Here is a 24,654-nt window from a genome sequence, read left to right on the forward strand (position 1 = left end):
GTCGTACGACGACCGGATCAGCCGAGTTCGTCGGCGCGCCGGACCAGCATGTCCCGCAGGCGGGCCGTGTCCCGGTCGTCGAACCCGATCTCGGCGACGCGGTCGAGGCCGCCGGCGATCCCGCGCCGGATCCCGTCGAGCATCCGGACGACGGCGCGTTCGGGCACGCCGAGCCGGCCACCGGACTCGACGAAGTGGCGGCGGGTGAGCTTGTTGGCCTTGCCGTACAGGTCGAGGGCCATCGGGTCGCGCCAACCGAGGTAGGGCTGGGTGCACAGGAGGTCGTACGCCGGGGTGACGGCCCACAGCCCGGCCTCGGTCAGGTGGATGGAGAAGTTCTTCCCGTGCAGGTCGCCGTTGCCGACGGCGTACGAGTAGGCCACGAGCCGCAGCAGTTCGAGGGTGGCGACGCGGGCCGATCCGCCGCCGCGCTCGCACGCGGCGGCCAGCGCCTCGACGACGCGTTCGGTCTTCAGCCGGTACTTGGCCGCCGGGTAGACACCGAGGACCTGGCAGGCGTCCTCCTGCGCGGTGCGGTGGACGGTGTGGCCGGGACCGATCCAGCGGTCGAAGCGGGCGACGAGCAGTCCCGCGTTGCCCCTGCGGTCGTAGACGAGCTGATGCCCGGCGACGGCGAGGCCGCAGGCGGTCGCGAGACCCATGAAGAAGTGCTCGTTCTCGACCAGGCGGGGGTAGCCGCGGGGCGGTGCGAGTTTGAGGATGGCGGGGCCCTGCACCGTCGCGACGGGGGCGGAGTACATCTGGGCGGACACCTTCGCCTGCACTCCCGGCAGGGAGGTCGGGTCGAGGACGACGGACTCGTGGCCGGAGATCCGGTCGAACAGCTCGTGCAGGTCCTCGCGCCGGACGGCATCCGGGTCGAGCAGGAGCGTCGACGTCGGGGGCCGAGCGCCGGCGGGGAGCACCCGCACATCGCCGATGGTGTCCGCGCCGACCGCCATGAGGATGGTGAGATGGTCGTCTTCGGAGGTCTTGGTGGCGGCGACGGCGCCACGGAGCCGGATGCCCTCCGGCAGCAGGCCGGCGAAGAACGGGGGCACGCTGCCGCCGCCGGCGCGGACCTCCTCCCCGGTCTTCGGCACCGTCCACGCGAGGGCGGGAGCGGCCGGATCGTCGAGGTAGTCCTGCGCGTACCGGAACACGACATCGTGGCCGTCCCGGGTGAGGTGCCCGGCCAAGCGGTCGCCCTTGTACACGTCGGCGCTGTCGACGGCGACCAGGCGTTCGACCACCGCGCTCACCCGGCCCGGTCGCCGCGCGTGGTGAGGGTCAGGTCGCAGCCCAGCGCGTCGGCGATCGCCACGACGAGGTCGAGTTGCACGGTGGCGCGCCCGGACTCGAGCGACTGGACGCTCGAGCGCGACACCCCGGCGAGGTCGGCCAGCTCGGACTGGGTGAGGCCGAGCCGGTGCCGCCGGTCGACGAAGTGGTCACCGAGACCGCCGCGTCCCGTGCGGGCGCGACGGCGGGGCGTGGCCACGGCGCCTCCTCCCTGTGCTTGCGACGGCATGCTTTGCGTCGAGTGTGCCGTCGCTACGCGCAGTTGTCCAGGGCTATGCCTGCAATGGCAAGCTCAAGAGTCGCAAAGCCGGCCCGTCCACGGGAGTTCGTGGCTTCGGCCTGGCCTCGCAAGCCCAGGGGTGCGGCCGGTCAGGGCGTGACGCGATCCGGCTCGACCTCGAGCTGGGCCGCGGGCCGAAGCCGCAGCAGCACCAGGCCCGCGACCGACGCCACGATCAGTGAGCCGACGGCACCGTGCACGTGCAGCGCGTTGACGGCGATCCCGGCGCCGACCAGACCCGCCAGCAGCGCACACCACAGAACGACTTTCGCGACCACCATGACCCAAGCACCTTCCCGAGGCCCCCCGCCCGACTACGAAGAATAGTGCGCTGGGTCACACGATCGCGGGAGGGGCGCGGCGTGTCCGCTCGCCGGAGGTGCGGGGCACACGCCGCGCAGCGGCACAGGGCACACGCCGCGCAGCGGCACAGGGCACACGCCGCGCAGCGGCACAGGGCACACGCCGCGCAGCGGCACAGGGCACACTGTTGCGCATGAACTCGGAGGAGATCCTGCGCCCTCTCGAGGGCATCCGCGTCCTCGAACTCGGCAACTACATCGCCGCACCCACCGCGGGCCGGCTGCTCGCCGACTTCGGCGCCGAGGTCATCAAGGTCGAACGTCCCCGCACCGGCGACGAACTGCGCAACTGGCGCCTGTACGCCGGGGACACGTCGATGCTGTACCGCACGGTGAACCGCAACAAGAAGTCCATCGTGGTGGACCTGCGTACCGACGCGGGCCGGGCCGTGATCCTCGATCTGGTGCGCCACTGCGACGTGCTGCTCGAGAACTTCCGGCCGGGCACCCTGGAGAAATGGGGCATGGGCCCCGAGGTGCTGTCGGAGATCAAGCCCGACCTGGTGATCACCCGGATCTCCGCGTTCGGCCAGACGGGGCCCCTCGCGGATCGCCCCGGATTCGCGGCCGTCGCCGAGGCCGTCGGCGGGTTCCGCGAACTCGTCGGGGACCCGGACCGGCCGCCGGTGCGGGTCGGGGTGTCGATCGGCGACTCCATCGCCGGGCTGTACGCGGCCTTCGGCTCGGTCACGGCGCTGCTGCAGCGGCAGCTGATCGGGTCGCTGCCGATGGTGAACCGGGTCGTCGACGTCGCCCTGAACGAGTCGATGCTGTCGATGATGGAATCGCTGATTCCCGACTACCTCGCCTACGGCGTCCGGCGCGAACGGGTCGGCGGCCGCATGGAGGGCATCGCCCCCTCGAACGCCTACCCCTGCTCGGACGGCACCTCCGTGATCATCGCCGGCAACGCGGACGCCATCTTCCAGCGCTACATGCGCACCATCGAGCGGCCCGACCTCGCCGACGATCCCGGCCTGACCACCAACCACGGGCGGTGGGACCGGCGGGAGGAACTCGACGCCGCGATCGCCGACTGGACGCGGCGCCGGCCGCGCGACGAGGTGCTCGGGATCCTCGAGGCCGCGGGGGTGCCGTGCGGGCCGATCTACACGGCGGCCGACATCGTCGACGACGAGCAGTACCGGGCCCGGAACATGATCCAGCACTTCGCCGTCGACGTCGGCGAGGACGAGCCGAAACAGGTCGGGTTCCCGGGCATCGTGCCCGTGCTCGGCGGCCGGTCGCTGCCGATCCGCAACGTCGGGCCGGACCTGGGCGAACACACCCGCGAGATCCTCGGCGGCCTGCTCGGCCGGACCGAGGCCGAGATCGACGAGCTCCTGGAGGTGGTGTCGTGAGCGGTGGTGTCGTGAGCGGTGGTGTCGTGAGAGCCGGGGCACCGCAACTGCGCGATGTGACCCTGCGCGACGGGCTGCAACTGACCGGCAAGGTGCTGCCCGTCGAGCGCCGGGCACAGATCGTCCGTGCCCTGCTGGCCGCCGGCGTGCCGCAGCTCGAGATCGGCTCGATGGCCCGGCCCGATCTGGTGCCCCCGATGGCCGGCACCGTCGAACTGATCGGGATGCTCACGCCCGAGGAACTCGACCGCTGCTACATCTGGGTGGCCACGCCGCGGCACGTGGAGAAGGCGGCCGCCGCCGGCGCCCGGCACTTCCAGTACTGCCTGTCGGTGTCGGATGCACACAACCGTGCCAACATCGGCCGGGACACCGACGCGAGCCTCGCCGCGATGCCCGCCGCGGTGGAGCACGCCCGCGCTGCCGGCGGCAGCATCCAGCTCTGCCTGGCCACGGCGTTCACCTGCCCGTTCGACGGGCCTGTCGACCCCGATCGGGTGCTCGAGATCGCGTGCGACCCCCGCGCCGACGGCGCCGCCGACATCGTCCTGGCGGACACCCTCGGCCAGGCCGTGCCGGCGCAGGTCGCGGCGCTGGTGTCCCGGGTGCGCGACGACTCCCCCGCCCGCCGCATCGTCTTCCACGGCCACGACACCTGGGGTCTGGGCGTCGCCAACAGCCTCGCGGCGATCGGGGCGGGCGCCGCGGTGGTGGACGGTTCGCTCGGCGGTCTCGGCGGCTGCCCGTTCGCCCCCGGCGCGAGCGGCAATACCGCGAGCGAGGACCTGCTCTTCGCCACCCGGCCCCCCTGGCTGACCCCGGCGGTGTTCGCCGACCTGGTCCGGCTCGGGGAGTCCGTCGTCGCCGACCTGGGCGAGCCGAACCGCTCCCGCGCTGCGCAGGGGGCCCGATCCGAGGCCGCGGCGTTCGAATGGGTGGTGAACCGGTGAGGGTGCTGATCGCTCCGGACAGTTTCAAGGGCACGTACCGGGCCGCGGAGGTCGCCGAGGAGGTGGCGGCCGGCGCGGAATCCGCTGGGCTCGAGGCGATCCGGATGCCGGTGGCCGACGGCGGCGACGGCACCCTCGACGTGCTCACCGGCGCGCTCGGCCTCGAGCCGATCGAGATGGAATCCGTGAACCCCTGGCGAGCACCGTGCTCGGGATCGTTCGGACTCGGCGAGGACGGCACCGCAGTCGTCGAACTCGCCACCTTCAGCGGAATCACCACACCGCACAAGGGCTTCCGTGATCCGATGACGGCGGACACCTACGGCACCGGGCTGGCGATGGTCGAGGCACTGCGGCGCGGCGCCACGCACATCGTCGTCGCGGCCGGCGGGTCGGCCACGACCGACGGCGGGCTCGGCGCGATCACCGCCATCGTGGAGGCCGGCGGCCTGGGCACCGCCACCGTCACGGTGCTGACGGACGTGACCACCCGCTACGCCGACGCCGCCGTGGTGTTCGGCCCGCAGAAGGGCGCCGACGAGACAGCCGTGGAGCGGCTCACGCGGCGCCTCGAGGACGCGGCCGTGACGCTTCCGCGTGATCCGCGCGAGGTCGACGGCACCGGCGCGGCCGGCGGTTTCGCCGGCGGCATGTGGGCGCAGTTCGGCGCGGACCTGCGCTCGGGAGCCGAATTCGTGCTCGACGCCGTCGGTTTCGACGCGGCCCTCGCCGACGCCGACCTCGTCGTCGTCGGCGAGGGCCGCCTCGACGGACAGTCCCGTGCCGGAAAGATCGTCTCGGCGATCCTCGCCCGGGTCCACACGGTGCCGGTGGTGGCGGTGGTGGGATCCGTCGGCGACGACCTCGGTGACTACCGCGACCGATTCGCGGAGATCATGGTCGCCACCGATCTCGACGCCATGCGTGCGGCCGGCGCCCGGCTCGCACGCCGCGCCTGAATCGAACGATATTCCGGGGGAACGTCATTCGCACGGGGGTGCGGTGACGGTCGTCGTCGGCGGCGTCGGGCCGGGGTGGGGGCCGAGGTCGGGGTCGGACGCCCGCACCGACCAGCCCGCGGGACGGGCCTCGGGCGCCTGCGCGGCCGGAGTGTCGCGCCCCGGGCACGGAACCGCGGACGGCGTCCCGGTCTCCGGCGAGAGGCTGGTCTGCGGTGCGGGCACGGACCGGACGGCGTCGGCCGGGCGCGGCGGCTCGGACGGTCCGGCCCCACCGATGGCGACGGCCAGCCCGCCGCCGAGCAGCACGGCCAGCGCGACGAGGGCCGACACCAGCACCGCCACCCGGCGGCCCGGGGAAGGTGCCGGGGCCGGCGGCCGATCGGTGTGTGCGGCCACGAGCGCGGCTCCGGTGGCCCGGTGCCACGGCACGCCGTGCGGGGTCACGAACGGCACGCCGAGCACCGCGGACAACTCCCGGGCGACCGCGGCGTCGCCGGGTCGCAGGTCCAGGAAGGCCAGCGCCTCCGGCGCCACCCCGGCCCGCGCCACGGCCTCGTCCGCGGCCTCCGGCAAGGCCGGGGCGATCCCACCGAAGTCGTCCTCCGCCACGGCGACCGACGCGAGGACCGCCCCCGAACGGATGTCGGCGACCGACGCGGTCGTGGCCGCATCGTCGCGGCCGATCAGTGCCACCACCCGTACACCCTCGAGTTCCGGGGCCGCGGCGAGGAAGGCCAGCCGGGCCTCGTCGACCCCCACGGCCTGCACCGGCACCGCGGTCTCCCCGGGGTCCGGCACGACCGCCTCGGACGCCACCAGTCCGGCGCGGGCAAACGGCACCCCGGCCCGCGCGGCCCGCTCGGTCATCACCGCGAGCGCCCGGCGCACCGCCTCCGCGTCCGCGCGTTCGCCGGCGGCCCACCGCTGCGTGTCGAACGGTCCGAGCGCCGGAACGTCGGCATCCACGAGCACCGCACAGACCTCACCGGCATCGATCGCAACGCCGAGCACCGCACGCATCACTGCCCTTCCGCCGACGGGACGATGCCCGAGCGTAACGCACCGTGGCGGAAGGACGTGGCGTCCGAAACCGCTGTCGCTACTCCTTCTCCCCCGCCCTGCGCGTCGTGAACGGCAGCACGAGCCGGGACCGGTGGGCGGCGTCCCGGTAGATCTTGTGGGTGACCGGGCGGCCCACCGGCAGGTGGAACGCATCCGGCGGGAGCAGCGCGTTGTGCTCGTCGGCCAGCGGCTCCCCGTTGGACAGCTCCACGGTCAGCTTGTGACCCGGCTGGAAGGTGTTCGCGAACGGGTAGAGGCGCAGCACGTACTCCTCGATCTTCCCGGGCTCGACCGGCACAGCGCGGGTGTGCGGGTGGTACGGGTTGCCCTCGGTGGTGCGCTCGTCCAGCTCGCGGTGCGAGGCCTTCAGGTAGCCGGTGGTGATCAGCTGGCGCTTGCCGCCCGGGGCGTAGTCCCACAGGCGCAGGATGAAGTTCGAGTCCGGCTGGTCGATTTCCGCGAAGATGTGCGCGGCACCGGTGCCGATCATCTCCGTCGACTCCTCGAACACCGGGGTCTCCCACCTCAGGATCTCGACCTTGTCGGTGACGGTCAGCGGGGCCTGATAGAAGCCGTCCGGGGCGGCGTACTGCGCACCCATCGGCTCCGGCTCGGTGGAGAGCTTGCCGCGCGGGCGCAGGTAGAGGGACGTGTATTCGATGTCCTTCGGCGGCCACTGGTTGCCGGTCACCCGCTCACGCGAGCCCTCGACGAAGACGCTCACCGCGGGCTCGTCCATGATCCCGTTGTCGATGCCCTTGATCCAGTAGTCGTACCAGCGGAACATCTTGTCGTGCTCCTCGATGAAGGGGCGCGACTGCATGGGCGGGTACGGGCCGATGTCCAGCTTCTTCGGACCCTTCAGCGCGTCGAAGAGTTCGATCGTGCCGTCCATCGTCCAGCCGCGACCCTGGTCGATCTGCAGATAGACCGGGATGTCGATGTTCGGGGCCAGAGTGATGGGGTTGCGCTCCTCGTACCACTCGCCGTCCAGCTCGTTCATCACGATGTCGAACCAGGCCTCGTGGTGCTTCGGGTAGTTCAGCACGTGGACCAGGTTCGGCCAGGCGGCCACATCCGGATCCTCGAGGCGCTCGGCGACGCGCTCCCTGATCTCCTCCGGGGAGTACGTCTCGAGCATGCGGGACTTGACGTTGTCGGTGAAGGCCCAGCCGGAGTCGCCGCCGCGGCCCTCGCGGGCGGCCCGCGGCATGAACCACATGATGCCGCCGTGGTAGGTGGTCTCGTAGAAGTCGTAGTGGCCGCCGCTGACGAAGATCGCCTTCAGATGCGGCGGACGCTCCGCGGCGGCGAGCACCTGCATCGACCCGAAATAGGAGATGCCGATCATGCCGACGTTGCCGTCGCACCACGGCTGCTCGGCGACCCACTCGATGAAGTCGTAGGCGTCCTGCCCCAGCGGCACGCCGCCGGCGTTGTAGTTGCCGATGTGTTCGCCCTCGGAGGCGCCGGAGCCGCGCAGGTCGCCGATCACGTGGACGTAGCCCTCCGCGACGACGCGGGCGATGTCCCCGGCTTCGATGCAGCCGTCCCACATCGGGCTGGGGCGACGCTGCGGCGGCGTCGTGAGGGCGAGCGCCTGCAGCTCCTTGCCGTAGGGGCTCAGCGCGACCAGCGCCGGTCGAGGCTTGTCGTCGACACCCTGGTAGGCGTCTGCCGCCAGCTCGATCCCGTCCCGCATCGGGACCCGGAGATCCTTGTGGATGTGGATGGTCCGCCCACCCGCGTCGAATTCTTCGAAATCGGCCATGAGTCTGCGACTCCTATCCTCGGTCAAGACTTCTGGGTGAACTGTGTGCGGTAGCCGTGCAGCGACGTGAAGAACGGGGACGGTTCGAGCGTCGGATCCCCCTCGTAGCCGAGGTCCTCCGCCACCGGTGCGAACGGCGAGTACGCCGAGTCCGTCTCCTGCAGACCGGCGCACAGGCACCGATGGGCCGCGCCGCGGACGCCGCCCTCGATGTCCACACTCTCCCGGAGTGCCTCGGCAGCCTGGTCCCGATCGAGTTCGACGCCGTACGCGACACCGTCCGCCCGACGGTACGGATGCCCCAGGTACAGGTGATTCGGGCGGATCTCGTCCCGCAGGTACTGCAGGCTCGACCGGTACGCGTCCGGATCCTCGTAGCCGGGGAAGCCGTTGGCCGCCCCGTGGACCTGCACGGCGTCGCCGACGAACACGGAGTTCTGCCCCTCGACGACGTACGCGACCGATCCTGCGGTGTGCCCGGGGATGGAATGCACCGAGACGGTGACGTCGCCGCCGAGGGACAGCCTTTCGCCGCCCCGCACCAGCATCGTCGGCTCCATCTCCCCGGAGATGACGGCCTCCGCGGTGGCGGTCTGCTTCGCAGCGCCCTCGGGATCGTGCAGGTACTGCCCACGCACCGACAGGTACTCGTCGACGTGGGCCCGCCGCGAGCGCAACAGGTGCGCGTCGGCCTCGTGGATCACGACCCGGGCCCGTCTGCCGGTGAGTTCCCACAGGGCGCGCGCCCCACCGATATGGTCGATGTGGCCGTGGGTCAACAGGATCCAGCGCACGTCCTCGATCCTGCGCCCGAGAGCCTCGAGCGCAGGAGCCATGCCCTCGGCGGGCGACGAGGCGATCCCGGTGTCGACGATCGCCGGCTCCGGGGCGTCGATGAAGAAGCTGTAGAGACCGAATCGACCCCACGGCGAGACGAGCGGATGAATCTTCACGTCCTGCACCACGTCACTCCCCCCGGCCGGGTCGGGCCTGCCGAAGGAACTCCGCCGTCTCCTCGAACGCCCGGTGGAACTCCGGGATCCACGAGAAGTTCTGGACGAAACCGTGATTGGCGCCCGCGTAGCGCCGCACCGTCGCGTCCACTCCGGCCTCGGTCAGACGCCGGCCGTACAGCTCGCCCTCGTCGCGCATGGGGTCGAACTCGGCGGTGACGATCAGCGCAGGGGGCAGCCCGGTGAGATCCTCGCGCTTGATCGGGGAGACGAGCGGGTCGGCCGGGTCGGCACCGCTGTCGACGTAGAAGGAGTTGAAGCCCTTCAGTCCGGCCGTCTCCACGCCGTACCCTTCGGCGTTCTCCCGCAGGGAGGCGTAGCGGTCGACGTCGAAGTCCAGGTCCAGCGACGGGTAGTACAGGACCTGATGCGTGATGCGGTCGAATCCCTCGTCGCGGGCCATCGCGGCGACGGCGGCGACGAAGGTGCCGCCCGAACTGTCACCGGCCAGCGCAAGGGTCTCACCGTTCCACTTCAGGGCCTCGCCGTTCTCGGCGGCCCACCGGACCACCCCGAGGCAGTCCTGGAGGCCGGCCGGGAACGCCGCCTCGGGTGCCCGGCGGTAGCCGACGGAGACGACCTTCAGCCCGGTCTCCGCGGCCAGGTTCCGCGCGACGTGGTCGTGCGTGTCGAGGCTTCCGAGGAAGAACGCGCCGCCGTGGAAGTACACCAGCAGTCCGTACGAGTCGGCGTCGACCGGGGTGTAGATCCGGACCGGCACGTCCCCCGACGGGGTCTGCGCGGTCGTGTCCTCGACGGCGTGGAGGGGCAGGCGCTCCTCGACGGGAGCAACCTGCGACTCCTCCGCTGCACGCATGGCCGCGGGGTCGAGCGGGCCCTCGGGCGGGGCCGGCAGGTTCGCCAGGACCTGTGCGATCTGAGGATGCAGTGCCATGGCGTCAGACCTGCGGCTGGGAGACGGACGCCTGGGACGACGGCTTCTGCCCGGGGAAGACGTCGTTGACCTCGTCCTCGGTCCATCCCTGACGGGAGATGCGCTGCAGCTCGTCCGTCACCGGCTTGCGGGTTGCCTGGTACGACGCGAGCGCCTCCCTTACGGAGTCCGCCTCCCGCAGGGCGTCGGCGAGACCGCCGGCGTCCAGGATTGCCGAGTTCGCGCCCTGGCCCTGGTGGTGCAGCATCGAGTGGGCCGCGTCGCCCACGAGGACGACCGAGTCCGAGTGCCACGTGTCGACCGGGTCGATGTCGTAGACCGCGCGGATGTTCACGGTGTCCATGTCGAGGTCGCGTGTGATGTTCACGATGCGTTCGTCGAAGCCTTCGACGGTCCTCAGGAGATCGTCCTTGGTGATCTGCGGCGCCCAGGTGCTGTCCGGGCACAGGGCAGTGATGTCGAAGGACACCTGGCCCCGGTGGCGCAGCGGCAGCAGGTAGACCTTCGTTCCCTTGCCGATGTACATCCGGAGATTGTCGTCGGTGACCATCCCGTGGGCGTCGTCGACGGAGATCACTGCGCGGTAGGCGTGCTCGCCGGAGAACCGTGGGTCCTTGTCGCTGAACAGCTCCCGGCGCACCACCGACTTGATGCCGTCGGCGCCGACGACCAGGTCGGCCTCGACGGTCGTGCCGTTCGTGAAGGTGAGGACGGAACGGTCGCCCCGGTCCTCGACGGTCTGCAGCTTGTGACCGAGGTGCACCATGCCGTCGGGGAGCACGCCCAGGAGAGCGTCGATGAAGTCACCGCGGTGGATCAGGTAGGTCTTCGTCTGGTCGGCGGAGGCCGGCCAGGTGTCCTTCATGATCGGATCACCGGTGGCGGTGAGGATCTCGAAGTAGTCACTCGGCGAGCTCACGTTCGCGATCGCGTCGAAGATCCCCCATTCGCGGAAGCGGTCCATGCTGGACGGACGCAGACCGATGCCGGCGCCGACCTCCCGGACCTCGGTGGCCTGCTCGTACACGTCGACATCGGCGCCGAGCAGGCTCAGTGCCTTGGCCGCCGCCGCGCCGGCGTATCCCGCGCCGACGATGGCGACGCGGAGGTTCTTCAGGTCTGAAGGCTGCATGGGTCTCTTCTCTCTGGGTCGGGCGTACGGGAGCGCCCTGGGAGTGGATGCGCTGGGTTGTCCTGGGGCGATCAGGACTGGATCGTGAGGAAGTCGGCCGGGTTCTCGACGAACAGCGTGGTGATCGTGGCCTCGTCCAGACCGGCCTCGCGCAGATCCGGGATGAGGTCCTCGAAGAGGTAGTTCACGGTGTGGCCCTTGACACCCGGCCACCCGAGCGGGCTGCAGTTGGCATCGACGCCGGCGAGTGCCTGGTCGAGGTGGCCCTCCCCGAGGAACCGGAGGAAGTGGTCCAGGCGTTCCTTGCGCGGCCGGGCCCAGAACGGCGGGTCCTCGAGTTCGGTCTCGTATCCGAAGGTGTCGAAGCCGACGCGGCCACCCTGTTCGGCGATCCAGGTGTCGCGCGTCTTCTCGGCGTTCACGCCGTCGTCGGCGTGCCCGAACAGCACGCGGTCCAGCGGGAGGCCCTCTTCGTTGAAGATGGTGATGGCGTTCTCGGCGTCGATCGCCAGGTGGGTCAGGATCGGCACGCCGGTGCTCAGCGCGGCGCGAGCGGCAGCACGGTAGATGCGCTTGTCCAGCTCCGTCATCCGGCCACCGCGGCTCACCCCGACCTTGATGACGCCGGCGCGGCTGCCGGTGTCGCCGATGCCGACGGTGATCTCGTGCACGAACTGCCGGGTCAGGTAGTCCACGCTCGCCCGTTCGAAGAACGGCAGGGCGGTGTCGCCGCCGACGAATCCGGTGCAGGCGATGATGTTCACGCCGGTCTTGGCGGACAGCGACTTGTAGTAGTCGATGTCACGGCCGTTGCAGATGCCGGTGACGTCGACGAAGGTGCCGCCCCCGTATTCGTGGAACCTGCGCAGCTTCGGGACGGTCTCCTCGTAGCGCTCCTCGGGGGTCTTCCACCATCGGGTGTCCAGTTCGGAGCCGGGCATGCCGTATCCGATGTGTTCGTGGATGGCGACGATGCCCAGTTCCTCGGTCGCGATCGGACCCAGAACGGTGTTCACTCTCGACACAACAACTCCCCTTCGGGAAAATCTCTTCGGCGGTTTCGGGTGGGGCGTCAGCGCACGGCCAGCAGGTCGCGCGGGTTGCCGGTGAGGATGCGCTGGATGTCCTCGTCGCCGAGACCCTGCGCGGCGAGCAGGGGCACGAACGTCGAGAGCACGTAGCTGAACGGCAGGTCGCGGCCGGGCCGGCCCGTGTCTCCGCCGGGCCGGCCCGTGTCTCCGCCGGGTTCGCCCGTGTCTCCGCCGGGTTCGCCCTTCGACACGCCGGTCGCGTTGCACGAGAGCAGGATTCGGTTTCCGTGCCCGGCCTCGATCAGTTCGCGGATCACGGCGGCGCGCTCCTCGTCGGTGACGTGGATGTCGTCGGCCGTGCCCACGTGGTCGAGGGCGACGAAGGCTCCGCGGCGAGCGATCTCGAGCGGTGCGCCGGCGGCGATCGCGTCCTTGCGGTCGAGACCGCCGACGACGACGCGGTCCGCCGGCAGCTTCTCGGCCAGGACGATCCCGAGGTCGTGGACGGCGTCGTTCCCGTAGCGGATCGAGGCCGCGACTCCCGTAGCGAGGGCGGTGCGGGCCGCGCCGCGGAACAGGCTCTCCTCGGTGGCGGTCATACCGTCGGGATCCGCGGCGGTGGTCACCAGGCCTGCGGCGCCGCGGCGCTCGACGCGGGGAACCACCATGCCCTCGGTGATCTCCCTGGTGAACAGGTCGGCGAACTTCTCCGCGGGCCACGGGGTGGGCGGGTTGGTCTGCGGCGTGAGGAAGTAGCCGCCGAGCAGGTTCTCCGGGCCCATGCCGGTGGACGCGACGATGTGCACGCCTGTCGTGCGGGAGAGTGCCTCGTACAGCTTCACGTCGCGACCGTGGAACATGCCGGTGCTGTCGACGATCGTCCGTCCGCCGTGTTCACGGAAATCGGTCAGCTTCGCGGCCAGGGTCTCGAAGATCTCGGCGCGGTCCATGGTGATGTCGAATGCGTGCTCCGCGCCCGGAACCACCGACAACAGCGCCTCGTGAACCGAGACAACCCCCAACTCGTCGGCGGGAACGGGGCCGAGGACGGTATGGACGGTGTTGCCCTCGGCAGTGTGGGCGCCAGTCATCGGCACTTCCTTTCGTCAGCGTCGCGTCGGCACGACGTGGTGCGCATCACAGTAGGCGTTCGCATTACATCATGTCAAGTAACGATGCATATCGACATGTGACTGTGCTGACAAGTCAGTGGCTGTACTGCGGCTAGAATCCGAGCCCATGTCGCTCCGTGCCGCACAGAAGCAGATGACCTACGAGCTCTTCCTCACGAAGGCACTCGAGCTGTTCGGAACCAAGGGCTACGCCGCGACCACGATCGACGACATCGCCACCGCCGCCGGCTCGACCCGGACCACCTTCTACCTGCACTTCGCGTCCAAGGCCGAGGTGATGAGCGCACTGCTGACGAAGGTCGACGCGATCCTCACGACGGCCGACGACCCCACGCTGACCGCAGTGGTCGCCTCCGGCTCGCGCGACCGGATCCAGGAGTGGCTGGACCGCAAGTTCTCGCAGTGGGACGAGATCAAGCCCTACCTCACCGCGTCCTACCAGGCCGCCCATGAGCCGGACGTCGCGGCCAGGACCGAGCAGTGGTTCGAGGACGCGGTCGGCCAGATGACCGAGGGGCTGAACCTGGCGAATCGATTCCCGCCGGACCGTCGCCGGATCCGCTGCGTGCTCGCGTTCGGCCAGCTCGAGTACCTCTCGCGCCGCTACTTCTCGGTCGGCTGGCGGCCCCCCCGCGAGATCTGTCTCGACGAACTCACCGGATCCTGGTGCCACCTGCTCGCATCGGACGACTGAGGCTCAGCATCGGCACGAGGAAGTCCGTCCCCGACGATCACCCGTCACGGGCCGCCCGGGACGTCGGTGCCGCCGGCTCGAAGGCGGACGCGTCGACCAGGATCGCCCGCAACCAGCCGATGAACTCCTGATCTGCCAGGCGCGGGTTCCACACCATGTCGACACCCAACGGAGAGACCGGCAGCGGGAACTCCTCGATGCGGAGGTTCACCCGTTCCCGCATCGCGACAGCGACCCGGAAGGTGTGTACCGCCACCCCACCGGCCGTTGCCACCAGATGCGGGATGAGCAGGTGGTCCGAGATCAATTGCCCGATCCGGTAATGGACGCCGTGCGCGTCCATCGCGGCGTACGGTGCCACCCGGTGCCGGGAGTCGTAGGTGACGTGGGGCAGCGAGGTGAGCAGGTCCAGCGCAGACGCCTCGGGATCGCTGTCCGGGTGGGCGATGACCACCCAGCGGTTCTCGTAGAGCCGGTGGCGCGGGTACGGCGAGGAGAACGCCTCGGACACGAGTACGACGTCCACCCCGTCGTCGGTGAAGTCGCTCGGATGCGGCTCGACGAAGTTGCGCATCCGGAGGGTCGCATTCGGTGCCCGCTCGGCGATCAGTCGCGCCAGATTCGGCCCGACCACGAAGGCGGTGCTGGTGGTCATCGCCACCGTGATGGTGCGGCTGTCGCGAGCGGGATCGAAGCCCGGGAAGTCCACCACCCGCGCGGTCTGCCGCAGCACGTCACGCAGCGGAGCGATCAGTTCCAGGGCGCGCGGGGTGAGCACCAGGCCGCTCCCCTGCCGCATCACCAGGTCGTCGCCGATCAGCCGGCGCATCCGGCCCAGGGCATGGCTCATCGCGGGCTGGGTCATGCCCACCCGGGCCGCGGCGCGGGTGACGGACCCCTCCTCGAGCAGTGCCAGCAGCGGCACCAGCAGGTTGAGGTTGACCGAGGCGAGCCGTCCCAGGTCCGGATCGCTCGGGTGGTCGAGCGGTTGGTTCATCCACACGAACTCTACGTATCCGTCGGCCGACCCCGCGGCGACAGTCGAAACTGCGGCGTCAGTCGATACTGCGGTGTCACGCGTCGGCCGAGGCCATGCGGCGCAGCTTCGGGATCGGGATCCGGTGATTGACGGCGACCGCGACGCCGCGTCCGTCGTCGTGCGTCCAGCGCATCACCGACGGTCCGTGCGGGCTGTCACCGACGAGGAACTCGGGTTCGCCGGCCGCCGGCAGGTGGCCGGTCGCCTTGAGGTTCAACCCGAACTGCTCGGTCCAGAAGTACGGATCGAGGTCGAGTTCGGGCGCGGCGTCGCCGGCCAGGAGCGCGACGGCCGCGACCTTGGCCTGCTCGATCGCGCTGCTCCACAGCGGAATCCGGCGCACACCCCCACGCGTCGGGATCGCCGCGACGTCACCGGCCGTGACGATGCCGGGCGCGACTCGCCCGCGCGAGTCCGCCTCGAGGCGGCCGTCGACCATCAGTCCGCTGGTGGCCAGCCACTCCGTGTTGGGAATGTCGCCGATCGCGGTGACGATCAGGTCGGCCTCGACCCGTGAGCCGTCGCTCAGGACCACGGCACGCGCGCCGTCGATTCCTGCGGCGGTACCGTCGACCAGTTTCAGCCCCTGGGCGACCGCAGCCGCGGTGAACGCTTCGGACAGGCACGGCCCCAGATGCGGGAGCATCGGCCTACCGTCGGCCACCAGCGTGACCTCGCATCCCGCCGACAGCGCCGCGGACGCGATCTCCATGCCCAGTGGGCCGGCGCCGACGACCACGACAGACGGCCGCGCCGCCAGCCGCTCCCGCAACGCGAGGGCATCGTCGAGGGTGCGCAAGGTCAGCTCCGGGCTGTCGGGACCACCGAGGCGCCGGGCCCGGGAACCCGTCGCGATCACCAGTCCGTCGAAGCTCAGCTCCGATCCGTCGGCGAGACTCACGCGGCGGGACTCGACGTCGAGGCCGACCGCTGCGACCCCGAGCACCTCGGTGGCCTCGTGCGTGGGCGGGGCCAGTTCGTGGGAACCACCGTCGACCAGGAGCGCCTTCGAGAGCGCGGGCCGCGAATAGGCCGCCCGCGGTTCGTCCCCGACGATGGTCAGGTCGCCGTCGAAACCCGCGGCGCGCAGGCTGTCACAGGCCGTCTGGCCGGCAATCCCGTTGCCGACGACCACGATTCGTCGGGGAGCTTCGGTGCCGTTCATGTCGGTGCCGTTCATGTGGGTTCCGTTCCTGCGGCTGTCGGTGTCAGGCCAGTTTGAGGGCGGCCACGGGGCAGACCCGGACGGCGGCACCTGCGGCGGCGAGTTCGGTGCTGCCCTCGGGGAGCTCGCCGACGTCGATGATCAGTTCGCCCTCGTCGTCGAGGTGCATCAGTGCGGGAGCGACCTCTTCGCACAGTCCGTGGCCTTCGCAACGGGGCCTGTCGAGCACGATCTTCATGCGGGGACCACCTTCAGGATCTCGAGTTCGTCGATGGAACGGGTGATGTTGCTGGGCACGCGAACCGGCTCGGCGGCCACGAGCCGCTGCGCGTGATTCGCCAGTGCCGCGATGACGGCGTGAGCTTCGAGACGGGCCAGACCCTGACCGGCGCAGCCGTGCGGACCGTAACCGAAGGACAGATGGTCGACCGGGTTCCGTTCGACCAGGAAGGCGTCCGGGTTCTCGTAGTGCCTCGGGTCGCGGTTGCCCGCACCGAAGAGGATCGCCACCTGGGATCCGGCCGGCACCAGGGTGCCGTCGATCTCCACGTCCTCGGTGACCGAGCGGCCCCAGGCATGGATCGGAGCCCAGAAGCGAAGTGCCTCGTTGAAGGCCGCCGGCACCAGGGCGGGATTCCGGCGGACCAGGTCGAACTGGTCGGGGAAGGCCGAGAAGAGCGCGACGATGTTGCCGAGCGCGGTGATCGTGGTGTCCACCCCCGCACCGAGGTACTGGTGGATGATGTGGCCGGCGGTGTCGGGGGGAATGACGCCCCGGGCCTCGGCATCGAAGATCCCGCGACCCACCGACCCCGGTGCCAGATCCTCGGCCCGGACCCCGGCGCACCATTCGTAGAGTTCACCCGCGATCGGGAAGTTCTCGGCCGTCCGCTGGTTCATCGGGCCGATGACCTCGATCGCGGCCTGTCCCCAGCGCAGCATGTTGTCGCGCGCCGCGCCGGTGAAGCCGATCAGGTCGGCGACGACCTCGAGCGGAAAGGCGCGGGCCAGCGCATCGATGGCCTCGAACGATCCCTCGGCCACCAGGTCCGCGACCAGCGCATCGGCCTTGGCCTCGATCTGGCCCTTGAGTCCCCGCAGCGCCCGCGGGGTGAGGTTCTCGGTGAGCGCCGCGCGCAGTTCGGTGTGGATCGGCGGGTCGGAGGCCAGGGACGTGCCTCGGAGCGCCTCGTTGACCATCGGGTTGAAGCCGATCGTCCGGGACGAGAAGGTGCCGGGGTCGGCCAGGGCGTCGCGGATGACGTCGTACCGGGTGAGGGCATAGACGTCGTTGGCGGGCAGATGCACCACCGCGCCGAGATCGCGGAGTTCGGCGTACGTCGGATAGGGGTCGGTCAGGACCTCGTCGGTGAAGAGGTCGATGTCGGAACTCGCGGGAGTGCTGCTGGTCATGCACCCATTGAAGTGACTCCACTCACATAAATCCAAATCATATTGTGCATACGACTACATGCACTTAGTTCATGTGATGTCCCGCGGTCTTCGGGGGTACCGCCGGTAGGAGATGGCGTTGAGGCGGGGACGGCCGCCTCTACGACCGGATGAACCGGCCGATGACGGTGGCGACCATGGCGGGATCGGTCTTGTGGGCCATGTGGGCATGCCCTTCGAGCATCTGGATCCGGGCGTCGGGAATTGCACCCGCTGCGCGGTGAGTTGCCTCGTTCAGCCGAGAAGGGCTTTCGGTGCCCGCCGGCAGGAGCGTCGGGGCCGCGATCCCGTCGAACCGGCCGGGCCGATACACCCAGCTCTCCTCGGCTCTGCACTCCCTGGACACGGTGGGCGCAGCGGCGAGGAGGGCCGACCATTGCGGACCCGATCGCATTGTGTCGCATTCCTCTTCGGTCAACTCCAGGATCTCGACGAGGATTGCACGGATCGCTGTTTCCATGTCGCCGGCAGCCACCGCCTCCTCGATCGCATCGATCAAACCCGCGGGATAGACCATCCCCAGGCTCGGCTCGTAGAGCACGAGGTGATCGACGTTGCGCGCGAGGGCAGCTCCGCCCATCGCGCAGTTGGCCCCGTAGGAGTGACCCCATACAGCGACAGTCCCGCCGGTGCGGGCCACGACGGCATCCACGACCGCGGCCACGTCCTCGAAATCACGCTCGATGGCGTAGCCCGGTGTGTCGCCGCTCGCACCGAAGCCTCGGCGGTCCATCGCGAACGTGGTGACGTCGGCGTGCAGCTCGTCCACCAAGGGGCCGAACGTGGTGTGGTCGCGGAGGGACCCGTGCACCATGACGAGCGGCGGCCCGTCGCCGTCGACCCACACGGCCAGCGGTGTCCCATCGGTGGATCGAACGTCGAATCGGGTTGCTCTGCCCTCGGCAGCCCTCATGTGACTCATGACCGTCTCACCTGCCGCCCTGTGCGGCTGCCGCGCGCCGGTCGAGCTCGGTGGCGAACGACGACGCGGCGTCGGCGAATTCGTCGGGCCGCTCGGCGTAGGTGACGTGGCCGCTGCCCTCCAGCTCGACGAAGCGAGCGTCGGGGAGGGCCGCGGCCAGTTGACGGGCGATCGACCGCAGCGACGGGTGGCTTTCGCTTCCGGCGACGACGAGCGCGGGCACTGCCACGGCGGCCAGGTCCCCGGCCGTGACCTCGAGCGACGGGGACCGCAGGTCGGTGAAGCCGATGTCGGCGTTGGCTCGATAGCGGTTCCTTCGCTCGTCGTCGATCATCGACCACAGCCCCGGGCAGACGACGGAGAAGAACGCGTCGACCCCGGCGGCCGGTCCGCCGGCGGCGGTGGCCTGCTCGACGCGGGGCACCACGTCGCGGAGGACGACCCGGCCGGCAACCGGATCGAGGCTGAACAGCGGCGGCTCGCTGAACACCGCGCCGCGGAGCAGGTGACCGTGGCGCAACGCGACCTCGACGGCGACGGCGGCGCCGCTGCTCGATCCCACCAGCAGGCAAGGGGCAAGTTCCAGGGCTTCGATCAGGGCGGCGGCGTCGTCCGCGTGCAGGGAGTCGCTGATCGTGGCGTCGCCGCGGGAACTTCGGCTGTGGCCCCGGCGGTCGTAGCGCACGCACGTGTAGCGGTCCGACAACCGCCGTGCCTGGTCTGCCCAGACCTCGGCGTCGCCGCACATACCGTGCACGAACAGGATCCCCCGCCCTGACCCCGTGCGCTCGAAATAGATTCTGGCGTCGTTGATGTCGATCGTGGGCACGGCTGCCTCCCTCGTCTTCGGTCCCTGTCGGCGAGTGTGAACCGGTCGCCGCCGGCGCACATCGGGCGTTCGCCCCATTTCCGACGCCGGTCAGGGTGAGAGGAGGCCGTGCTCCATCGCGAACAGCGTCGCGCCCGCTCGCGTGGTGACCCCGGCCTTGGTGTAGATGTGTTCGATGTGGTGTCCCACCGTCTTGGGCGAGATGACGAGGGCGCTCGCCACTTCCTTGTTGGTGCGGCCGCGGGCGATGAGCGCCAGCACGTCGACCTCGCGCTCGGTGAGACCCGCGGGACGGGAGACCCGCGGCGGGCGGCTCACCTGACCGGCAGCATCGAGTACCGCGTCGACCTCGACCCGGGTGAAGCGGCCCGCGTCGACCTCGTCGAGCAGCTGCGACGCCGCCTCGGCCGGGGTGAGCGCCGGCCGGTGCGGCCGGTTCTCGGTCATCGCGTGGTAGGCATCGGCGGCGCCCAGCAGCCGGGCACCAAGGCCGAGCTGGTCTCCCGAGGCCCCGCGGTGGTAACCGGAGCCGTCGGCTCGCTCGTGGTGGCGCGCCGCCAGGTCGGCGAGGGGGGCCAGGAGCGCGCAGCGGTGCAGGACCCGCTCGCCGAGGTAGGGGTGCAGCCGAACCCGTTCCCACTGCTCGGCGCTGAGCGGACCCCGGCGATCCCAGATCCCGTTGGGGATACCGACACGTCCGACGTCGTGGACCAGTCCGGCTCGGCCCAGCGTCGTCGCGTCGGCAGTGGCAAGGCCGGCAGCTTCGGCGGCGGCAACGGCCAGCCGCGAGACACCGGTGGAGTGGCCTCGAAGGTACGGCGACTTCAGATCGGCGAAATCGGCCACCGCGGTCAGAGCCAGGTCGAGGTTGCCCGACTCGATCGTCAGGGCCGGTGCCGGCTCGGCATCGAGGACCGCCGCGCACGGGTCGTCACCGATTCCGGCGAGCCAGTGTTCACCGTCGGCGACCACGGCGTCGACCACGGCCGGGTCGTACGCGCGGCCCCTGCGGTGCAACAGCACGTCGGTGGCTGCCGCCCAGCCCGCCCGGCGCGCCCACAGCTCGGCGTCTCGGGCGACCGTCACGATCCGCACCGCCACCGGCACCTCGTCGGCCGCCAGACCGGCCGGATAGCCCTTGCCGTCCCAGCGTTCGTACGCATGCGCGAGCGACCGGCGGACGGATTCGGCCATCCCGAGGCGGGTTGCCAGGCGGGCGCCCGCCTCGCAATGTTGCGACAGGCTGCGCCGATTCATGTCCGGGTCGCTCAGTGCCCGCACAATCCGCCCCACGCGGCGGTGCGACGGGAGATCGTTCGCCAGATGGCGGACGAAATAGCGCACACCTTCACCGGGCTCGGCCATCAGCATCGGCGCCATCGTCGCGTCGAATGCGATGTCGTCGCCGCCGGCCAGTACCGCGGTCTCCGACGCATCCGACGTGCATCCCAGAAACCGAAGCAGCGCAACGTAGTACACGCAGGACCGCGCCGGCGCGGCCAGCCCGAGTGCCTCCGACGCGGCCAGTGACAGCCAGCACGTACGCAACCCGTGCTCCATCGGTTGCCCCGTGCCCAGATCCGTCGCCAACGACAACGCAATCGTCAACTCCGCCACGCGTCCGGACCGGGCATGGTCGCTCACAACCACCACTATCCCAGCCGGAACTCCCTGGTAGTCGCGATTCGACCGTCGATCCTGCGGCGGTCCGCGGGTCGGCCCGTCTCGTGAGGCAGGTTCGGGGACATGACGCTTCTTCCTGGCGGATTCGCCTCGACCGAAGCGGGTTGCCGCGCGACGGGTCAGTCGCGCAGGAATTCGAGGACGGATTCCGTCCGGCCGAGGATCGCGTGCCCGGCCTCGGGTAGCACCTCGACGGTCGCGTGCGGGAGGCACCGGTGCACGCGGTCGGCGGTGCCCTCGGAGTCGAACAGGACGTCGCGGCCACCGACGATCACGAGCGCGGGCATGGTCAGCCGCCGCAGCGCGTCGTCGGAGAACACGGGCAACCGCTCCGTACGCGGCTTGAAGTGGGCGAACGTCAGCACCACCTCGTCGAGGACCGGACGCGTCTCGGGAGTGTCCAGGCCGGTGACGACGGCCGCCGAACGGAGTGCCCCCCGGCGCCCGAAAAGACGCAGGAACATCGCCTTGACCAGCCAGCCCATCCGCTGCCGGCCCAGGCCACCGGGGCACAGCAGGACCAGCCGCGTCACCCGTTCCGGGCGCCGGGTGGCGTAGTCCACCGCCATCCAGCCGCCGAGGGACACGCCGACGATCGCAGCGCTCGTGACCCCCAGACCTTCGCGCACGTCATCGAGCCACAGCGCGTACGCGTCGGAGGCCAGGGGCGGCCGGGACGGCGCGCTCTCCCCCGGTTCACCGACGAGGTCGACGGCGTAGGTTCGGAAATGCCGCGCCCAGGAGCCGATGTCGTCGCGCCACATCGTCGCGTTCGCTCCCGAGCCGTGCAGCAGCAGCACGGGCGGCGCGTCGTCCGGACCGGAGACGAGCACGAAGGTCTCCCCCTGGCGGGTGGGTACCCGCACATGCTCGGCCGGAATCGGCCAGTCCCGCAGGGCATCACGATAGCGCCGCCGGACCTCGCGGGCGCCGGCCTCGGACGTGTAGATCGTGGTCATGACTCGAGCACCCCGTCGATGTAGTCGAACAGCCGGGCGGTGTCGGCCAGCCCGCCGAGGATGACGATCTTCATCCTCGCCCTCCTCTCGTCGTACACCGTCTCGATCCGCAGCGGCTCGTCGCCCGAACGGCGGTTGCCCGCCGCGCTCGTCACGAGAGTGGTCAGGCGGTGGGCCGTCTCGGCGCCGACCGCGTCGATCTCCACGATGCTCGACACGTCGGTGTGCCGCCGGCGTCCGGCCGACTCGCGCGACGACGGCGGCATCGGGCGGCCGGTGAAGGCCTCGAGGTCCTGCTGCGCGATGCGGTACTGCTTGCCGATACGGACCGCGGGGAGCCGCCCGGAGCGCACGTAGTTGCGGACGGTGCGCACGTGCAGACCCAGGCTTTCGGCCACCTCGTCCACCGAATAGAGACGTTCACTCACATAAATACCCTAAACTTCCCTCCCTATCCGCGCAATAGGGATATTCAAGTGCGTATGAGGAACCTCCCTCGCTCCTCGCCTCCCAGCCCTTTCTGCCCTCGTCGCACACCGGCGGGCACGGGGAGTTCACTACGGCCGGTCCGGGTAGCACCCCGCCGTCAGCCCCACCGTCGCGGCGAGATAGCTGCCGAACGAGATGGAGGAACCGTCCGCGGCGAACATCCGGATCTGGAGCCCGGTCTCGACCGGCAGCGACCGGGCACCGCGGAAACCGGTGCCCGCCAACGATTCCTCGAACACCCGCGCCGCCCGCTCCAGTTGCCCCGGCGGCACCGGCCGATCGGAGAGGTGGATCGGGAGGAACACCGTGGTGCCCGCCGATCCGTCGGGCATCTCGCAGTAGGCCGTCGTGGCCGGGTCCGATTGCCGGAACTGCATCTCCGGGAAAGCGTCCGACAGGGCGGCCATCGCGTCGCGCTGGACCCGGGTGTAGTACTCGACGGCACCGGCGCGGTCCGCCGCCACCGGCTCGGGCACGGCGACGGGGACCGGCCCGCCCGCGCACCCCGCGAGCGACAGGGCCAGCACCGGCACACCGACGCGCAGAACCTTCATCGCACCACTCGATCCGGGAGGCCGCCGACGACCGCGGCGACGTTGTACAGGCTCATCGTTCCGTCGCTCAGGTACTCGCTGTGCCCGGTCGAGCCGAGCCGCGGCCGGCCGGACGCGTCCGCCCCGGCGTCGCTCGACAGGTGGGTCACGCCGTCGAGGAAACTCGGATCGCCGTCGAACGTGCCGACGTCACCGACCGGGTCGCGGTCGGCCTCCACGAGGTACGTCGCGCCCGGCGGCACACCGAGTTCGGCGACGTCGTCGGTGCCGATTCCCGGGGCGCCGAGGAACACGGCGGCGTCTACCCCGACACCCTGCTGCAGCGCCAGGCCGGTGGCGAGCGCACCGTAGGAGTGACCGACGGCGGTGACGTGCGGGTCCCGCTCGGCGTACAGACCGTCGAGAAAGCCGGCGAGCCGCGGGGCGGCACGAACCGCCGCGAGGTCCGACACCGGGCTCAGCTCGGTGCGGGCGAGGCCCCAGCCCCATTGCGGCACCTGGTAGTTCAGCCACGTCACGGCGGCGACCGACTCGGCGGCACGGCCGGCCTCCTGCAGGTGGCGCATGGCCTCCTCCCGCAGCGCCGCCATCCGGGTGTCGTACCCGGCGAGGTTGCCCTGCACCGTGGAGCCGGCGCCGGGGGTGAACACGGTGACGTGGTCGGCGGTGTCGACGTCCCCGACCGCCACCGCGGCCATCGCTTCCCGGCCCGACAGATCGAGGCCCAGCAGCCGCCTGTCCTCGCGGGCCAGCGTCGTCTCGATGGCGTCGAGCGCGGCGATCTTGTTGCGGGTCTGGGCGAGTCCGGCGTCGGCGTTGCTCGCCAGTCCGCCGAGCGGATCGGCGTCGAGCTGGGCCTGCAATCGGGCGGCGACCTCCTCGAGCCGGCGCCGTTCCCCCGCCAGTTGCGCGCGGTTGGCCAGGTCGCGGACCGCGGCCGGCACGCCGTCGAGGTTGCCGATCAGCTCGGGTGCCAGGGTGACGACCTTCGTGCGCTCGCCGTGGTCGAGTCCGGCCCACCACGCGGCGACCTGGGCCGCCGCCGTCCCGGGCGCCGGCACCGCCGGGGTGGACGCGGGCGCAGCGCGCACGCCCCCGAAACCGAGCGGACGCGAAGGGCTTTGGTCCGGCACCCGGCCGAGGTCGGCTGCGGCCCGCCGATCCAGCGTCTCGGCCCGGTCGAGGACCGCACGGATGCGGGCCTGTGCCTCGTGCCGCTCCGGGTCGGTACCCGGTCCGCCCGCGACGGTTCCGTCGTCCCGCACGGTCAACGCCCGGTCTCGCGCCCAGCGGGTCGCGTCGTCGAGTTCCGCGCGCAGTGCCCGCAGCCGCGGCGCGCACCACGCCGCGCAGCGGCTCACCTCCCGATACGCGTCGGACCGTCGCACGATCCCGCCGGTGACGTCATCGAGCCGCTGCTCGGCGGCCGCGTGCGCGAGCCCCGACCACTGTCCGTCGAACCGTCTCGACGCGGTGATCTGCGCGCCGATCCGCTCGAGTTCCCCCGCATGCCGGTCCAGCACCGCGCCGAGACCGTCCAGCGCATCCGGGTCCCACCGCTGCAACTGCCGAAGATCCATTCGATCCACCCCCTCGGCGCAGCAGCGTAATCCG

At 70.8% G+C, this 24,654-nt stretch carries 25 protein-coding genes; 4 read left to right on the forward strand and 21 right to left on the reverse strand.

Annotated elements, in window-relative coordinates; genetic code table 11:
* Positions 1-17: 17 nt before the first annotated feature.
* The 3 genes from OCS65_RS20040 to OCS65_RS20050 all read right to left on the reverse strand — a co-directional run bounded on the left by OCS65_RS20040 (position 18) and on the right by OCS65_RS20050 (position 1,863).
* Entirely contained in the window at positions 18-1,253 is a 1,236-nt protein-coding gene (locus tag OCS65_RS20040; protein WP_029542565.1) for a type II toxin-antitoxin system HipA family toxin, read from the reverse strand.
* A gap of 5 nt (positions 1,254-1,258) precedes the next feature.
* A complete protein-coding gene (locus tag OCS65_RS20045; RefSeq protein WP_006941585.1) occupies positions 1,259-1,501 on the reverse strand; it encodes a helix-turn-helix transcriptional regulator in 243 nt (80 codons plus the stop codon).
* A 170-nt stretch (positions 1,502-1,671) separates the two neighbouring features.
* Positions 1,672-1,863, reverse strand: coding sequence for a hypothetical protein (locus OCS65_RS20050; protein ID WP_006941589.1), 192 nt, complete (start codon positions 1,861-1,863; stop codon positions 1,672-1,674).
* Positions 1,864-2,078: 215 nt separating this feature from the next.
* On the opposite strand from OCS65_RS20050, the gene OCS65_RS20055 reads away from it, so the two are divergent.
* The 3 genes from OCS65_RS20055 to OCS65_RS20065 are packed head-to-tail and all read left to right on the forward strand — an operon-like array spanning position 2,079 to position 5,214.
* Entirely contained in the window at positions 2,079-3,305 is a 1,227-nt protein-coding gene (locus OCS65_RS20055; protein WP_006943021.1) for a CaiB/BaiF CoA transferase family protein, read from the forward strand.
* On the forward strand, positions 3,302-4,255 hold the full coding sequence (locus tag OCS65_RS20060) for a beta/alpha barrel domain-containing protein (protein ID WP_102799611.1): 954 nt from the start codon (positions 3,302-3,304) through the stop codon (positions 4,253-4,255). The genes OCS65_RS20055 and OCS65_RS20060 overlap by 4 nt, the downstream gene beginning before the upstream one ends.
* Positions 4,237-5,214 (forward strand): glycerate kinase, encoded by a 978-nt coding sequence (locus tag OCS65_RS20065; protein ID WP_231771811.1) that lies wholly within the window; start codon positions 4,237-4,239, stop codon positions 5,212-5,214. Before OCS65_RS20060 ends, OCS65_RS20065 begins: the two co-directional genes overlap by 19 nt.
* A 24-nt stretch (positions 5,215-5,238) precedes the next feature.
* Here OCS65_RS20065 and OCS65_RS20070 read toward each other — a convergent pair whose 3' ends face one another.
* The 7 genes from OCS65_RS20070 to OCS65_RS20100 all read right to left on the reverse strand — a co-directional run bounded on the left by OCS65_RS20070 (position 5,239) and on the right by OCS65_RS20100 (position 13,212).
* Entirely contained in the window at positions 5,239-6,237 is a 999-nt protein-coding gene (locus OCS65_RS20070) for a serine/threonine-protein kinase (protein ID WP_263507485.1), read from the reverse strand.
* Between the two features lie 79 nt (positions 6,238-6,316).
* On the reverse strand, positions 6,317-8,050 hold the full coding sequence (locus OCS65_RS20075) for a CocE/NonD family hydrolase (RefSeq protein WP_185713658.1): 1,734 nt from the start codon (positions 8,048-8,050) through the stop codon (positions 6,317-6,319).
* Between the two features lie 23 nt (positions 8,051-8,073).
* A complete protein-coding gene (locus OCS65_RS20080) occupies positions 8,074-9,003 on the reverse strand; it encodes an MBL fold metallo-hydrolase (RefSeq protein ID WP_263507486.1) in 930 nt (309 codons plus the stop codon).
* Positions 9,004-9,016: 13 nt separating this feature from the next.
* On the reverse strand, positions 9,017-9,958 hold the full coding sequence (locus OCS65_RS20085) for an alpha/beta hydrolase (protein ID WP_263507487.1): 942 nt from the start codon (positions 9,956-9,958) through the stop codon (positions 9,017-9,019).
* Between the two features lie 4 nt (positions 9,959-9,962).
* On the reverse strand, positions 9,963-11,090 hold the full coding sequence (locus OCS65_RS20090) for an FAD-dependent monooxygenase (protein WP_006938622.1): 1,128 nt from the start codon (positions 11,088-11,090) through the stop codon (positions 9,963-9,965).
* A 71-nt stretch (positions 11,091-11,161) separates the two neighbouring features.
* The gene (locus OCS65_RS20095; RefSeq protein ID WP_072634775.1) at positions 11,162-12,115 is read right to left on the reverse strand and encodes a phosphotriesterase family protein; all 954 of its coding nucleotides are present in this window, start codon (positions 12,113-12,115) and stop codon (positions 11,162-11,164) included.
* A 47-nt stretch (positions 12,116-12,162) separates the two neighbouring features.
* Positions 12,163-13,212 carry a phosphotriesterase family protein gene (locus OCS65_RS20100; RefSeq protein WP_029542549.1) on the reverse strand — a complete coding sequence of 350 codons (1,050 nt, stop codon included), beginning with the start codon at positions 13,210-13,212 and terminating at the stop codon, positions 12,163-12,165.
* 148 nt (positions 13,213-13,360) lie between these two features.
* Here OCS65_RS20100 and OCS65_RS20105 point away from each other — a divergent pair, with 148 nt between their 5' ends.
* On the forward strand, positions 13,361-13,948 hold the full coding sequence (locus OCS65_RS20105) for a TetR/AcrR family transcriptional regulator (RefSeq protein WP_050034894.1): 588 nt from the start codon (positions 13,361-13,363) through the stop codon (positions 13,946-13,948).
* 37 nt (positions 13,949-13,985) lie between these two features.
* Here OCS65_RS20105 and OCS65_RS20110 read toward each other — a convergent pair whose 3' ends face one another.
* The 11 genes from OCS65_RS20110 to OCS65_RS20165 form a co-directional block, all read right to left on the reverse strand.
* Positions 13,986-14,945: a LysR family transcriptional regulator gene (locus tag OCS65_RS20110; RefSeq protein WP_263507488.1), complete on the reverse strand. Its 960-nt coding sequence runs from the start codon at positions 14,943-14,945 to the stop codon at positions 13,986-13,988.
* A gap of 76 nt (positions 14,946-15,021) precedes the next feature.
* Positions 15,022-16,167 (reverse strand): NAD(P)/FAD-dependent oxidoreductase, encoded by a 1,146-nt coding sequence (locus OCS65_RS20115; protein ID WP_263507489.1) that lies wholly within the window; start codon positions 16,165-16,167, stop codon positions 15,022-15,024.
* A gap of 28 nt (positions 16,168-16,195) precedes the next feature.
* A complete protein-coding gene (locus OCS65_RS20120) occupies positions 16,196-16,390 on the reverse strand; it encodes a ferredoxin (protein ID WP_050034893.1) in 195 nt (64 codons plus the stop codon).
* Positions 16,387-17,565 (reverse strand): cytochrome P450, encoded by a 1,179-nt coding sequence (locus OCS65_RS20125; RefSeq protein WP_263507490.1) that lies wholly within the window; start codon positions 17,563-17,565, stop codon positions 16,387-16,389. The genes OCS65_RS20120 and OCS65_RS20125 overlap by 4 nt, the downstream gene beginning before the upstream one ends.
* A 139-nt stretch (positions 17,566-17,704) precedes the next feature.
* Complete coding sequence (locus OCS65_RS20130) at positions 17,705-18,526, reverse strand: alpha/beta fold hydrolase (protein ID WP_235431178.1); 822 nt, start codon at positions 18,524-18,526, stop codon at positions 17,705-17,707.
* 7 nt (positions 18,527-18,533) lie between these two features.
* On the reverse strand, positions 18,534-19,355 hold the full coding sequence (locus OCS65_RS20135; RefSeq protein WP_263507491.1) for an alpha/beta fold hydrolase: 822 nt from the start codon (positions 19,353-19,355) through the stop codon (positions 18,534-18,536).
* Positions 19,356-19,445: 90 nt separating this feature from the next.
* Positions 19,446-20,999, reverse strand: coding sequence for an HD domain-containing phosphohydrolase (locus OCS65_RS29825; protein ID WP_050036313.1), 1,554 nt, complete (start codon positions 20,997-20,999; stop codon positions 19,446-19,448).
* A 158-nt stretch (positions 21,000-21,157) separates the two neighbouring features.
* Entirely contained in the window at positions 21,158-21,997 is an 840-nt protein-coding gene (locus OCS65_RS20150; protein WP_050034890.1) for an alpha/beta fold hydrolase, read from the reverse strand.
* Positions 21,994-22,425 (reverse strand): helix-turn-helix domain-containing protein, encoded by a 432-nt coding sequence (locus OCS65_RS20155; protein ID WP_161995659.1) that lies wholly within the window; start codon positions 22,423-22,425, stop codon positions 21,994-21,996. Before OCS65_RS20155 ends, OCS65_RS20150 begins: the two co-directional genes overlap by 4 nt.
* A 129-nt stretch (positions 22,426-22,554) precedes the next feature.
* Positions 22,555-23,040, reverse strand: a complete 486-nt coding sequence (locus tag OCS65_RS20160) for an LppA family lipoprotein (protein WP_263507492.1) — start codon at positions 23,038-23,040, stop codon at positions 22,555-22,557.
* Positions 23,037-24,620, reverse strand: a complete 1,584-nt coding sequence (locus tag OCS65_RS20165; protein WP_029542540.1) for an alpha/beta hydrolase — start codon at positions 24,618-24,620, stop codon at positions 23,037-23,039. Before OCS65_RS20165 ends, OCS65_RS20160 begins: the two co-directional genes overlap by 4 nt.
* Positions 24,621-24,654: the final 34 nt, after the last annotated feature.

Origin of the sequence: Rhodococcus aetherivorans, assembly GCF_025722975.1 — a bacterium.
Classification (GTDB): Bacteria; Actinomycetota; Actinomycetes; order Mycobacteriales; family Mycobacteriaceae; genus Rhodococcus; species Rhodococcus aetherivorans.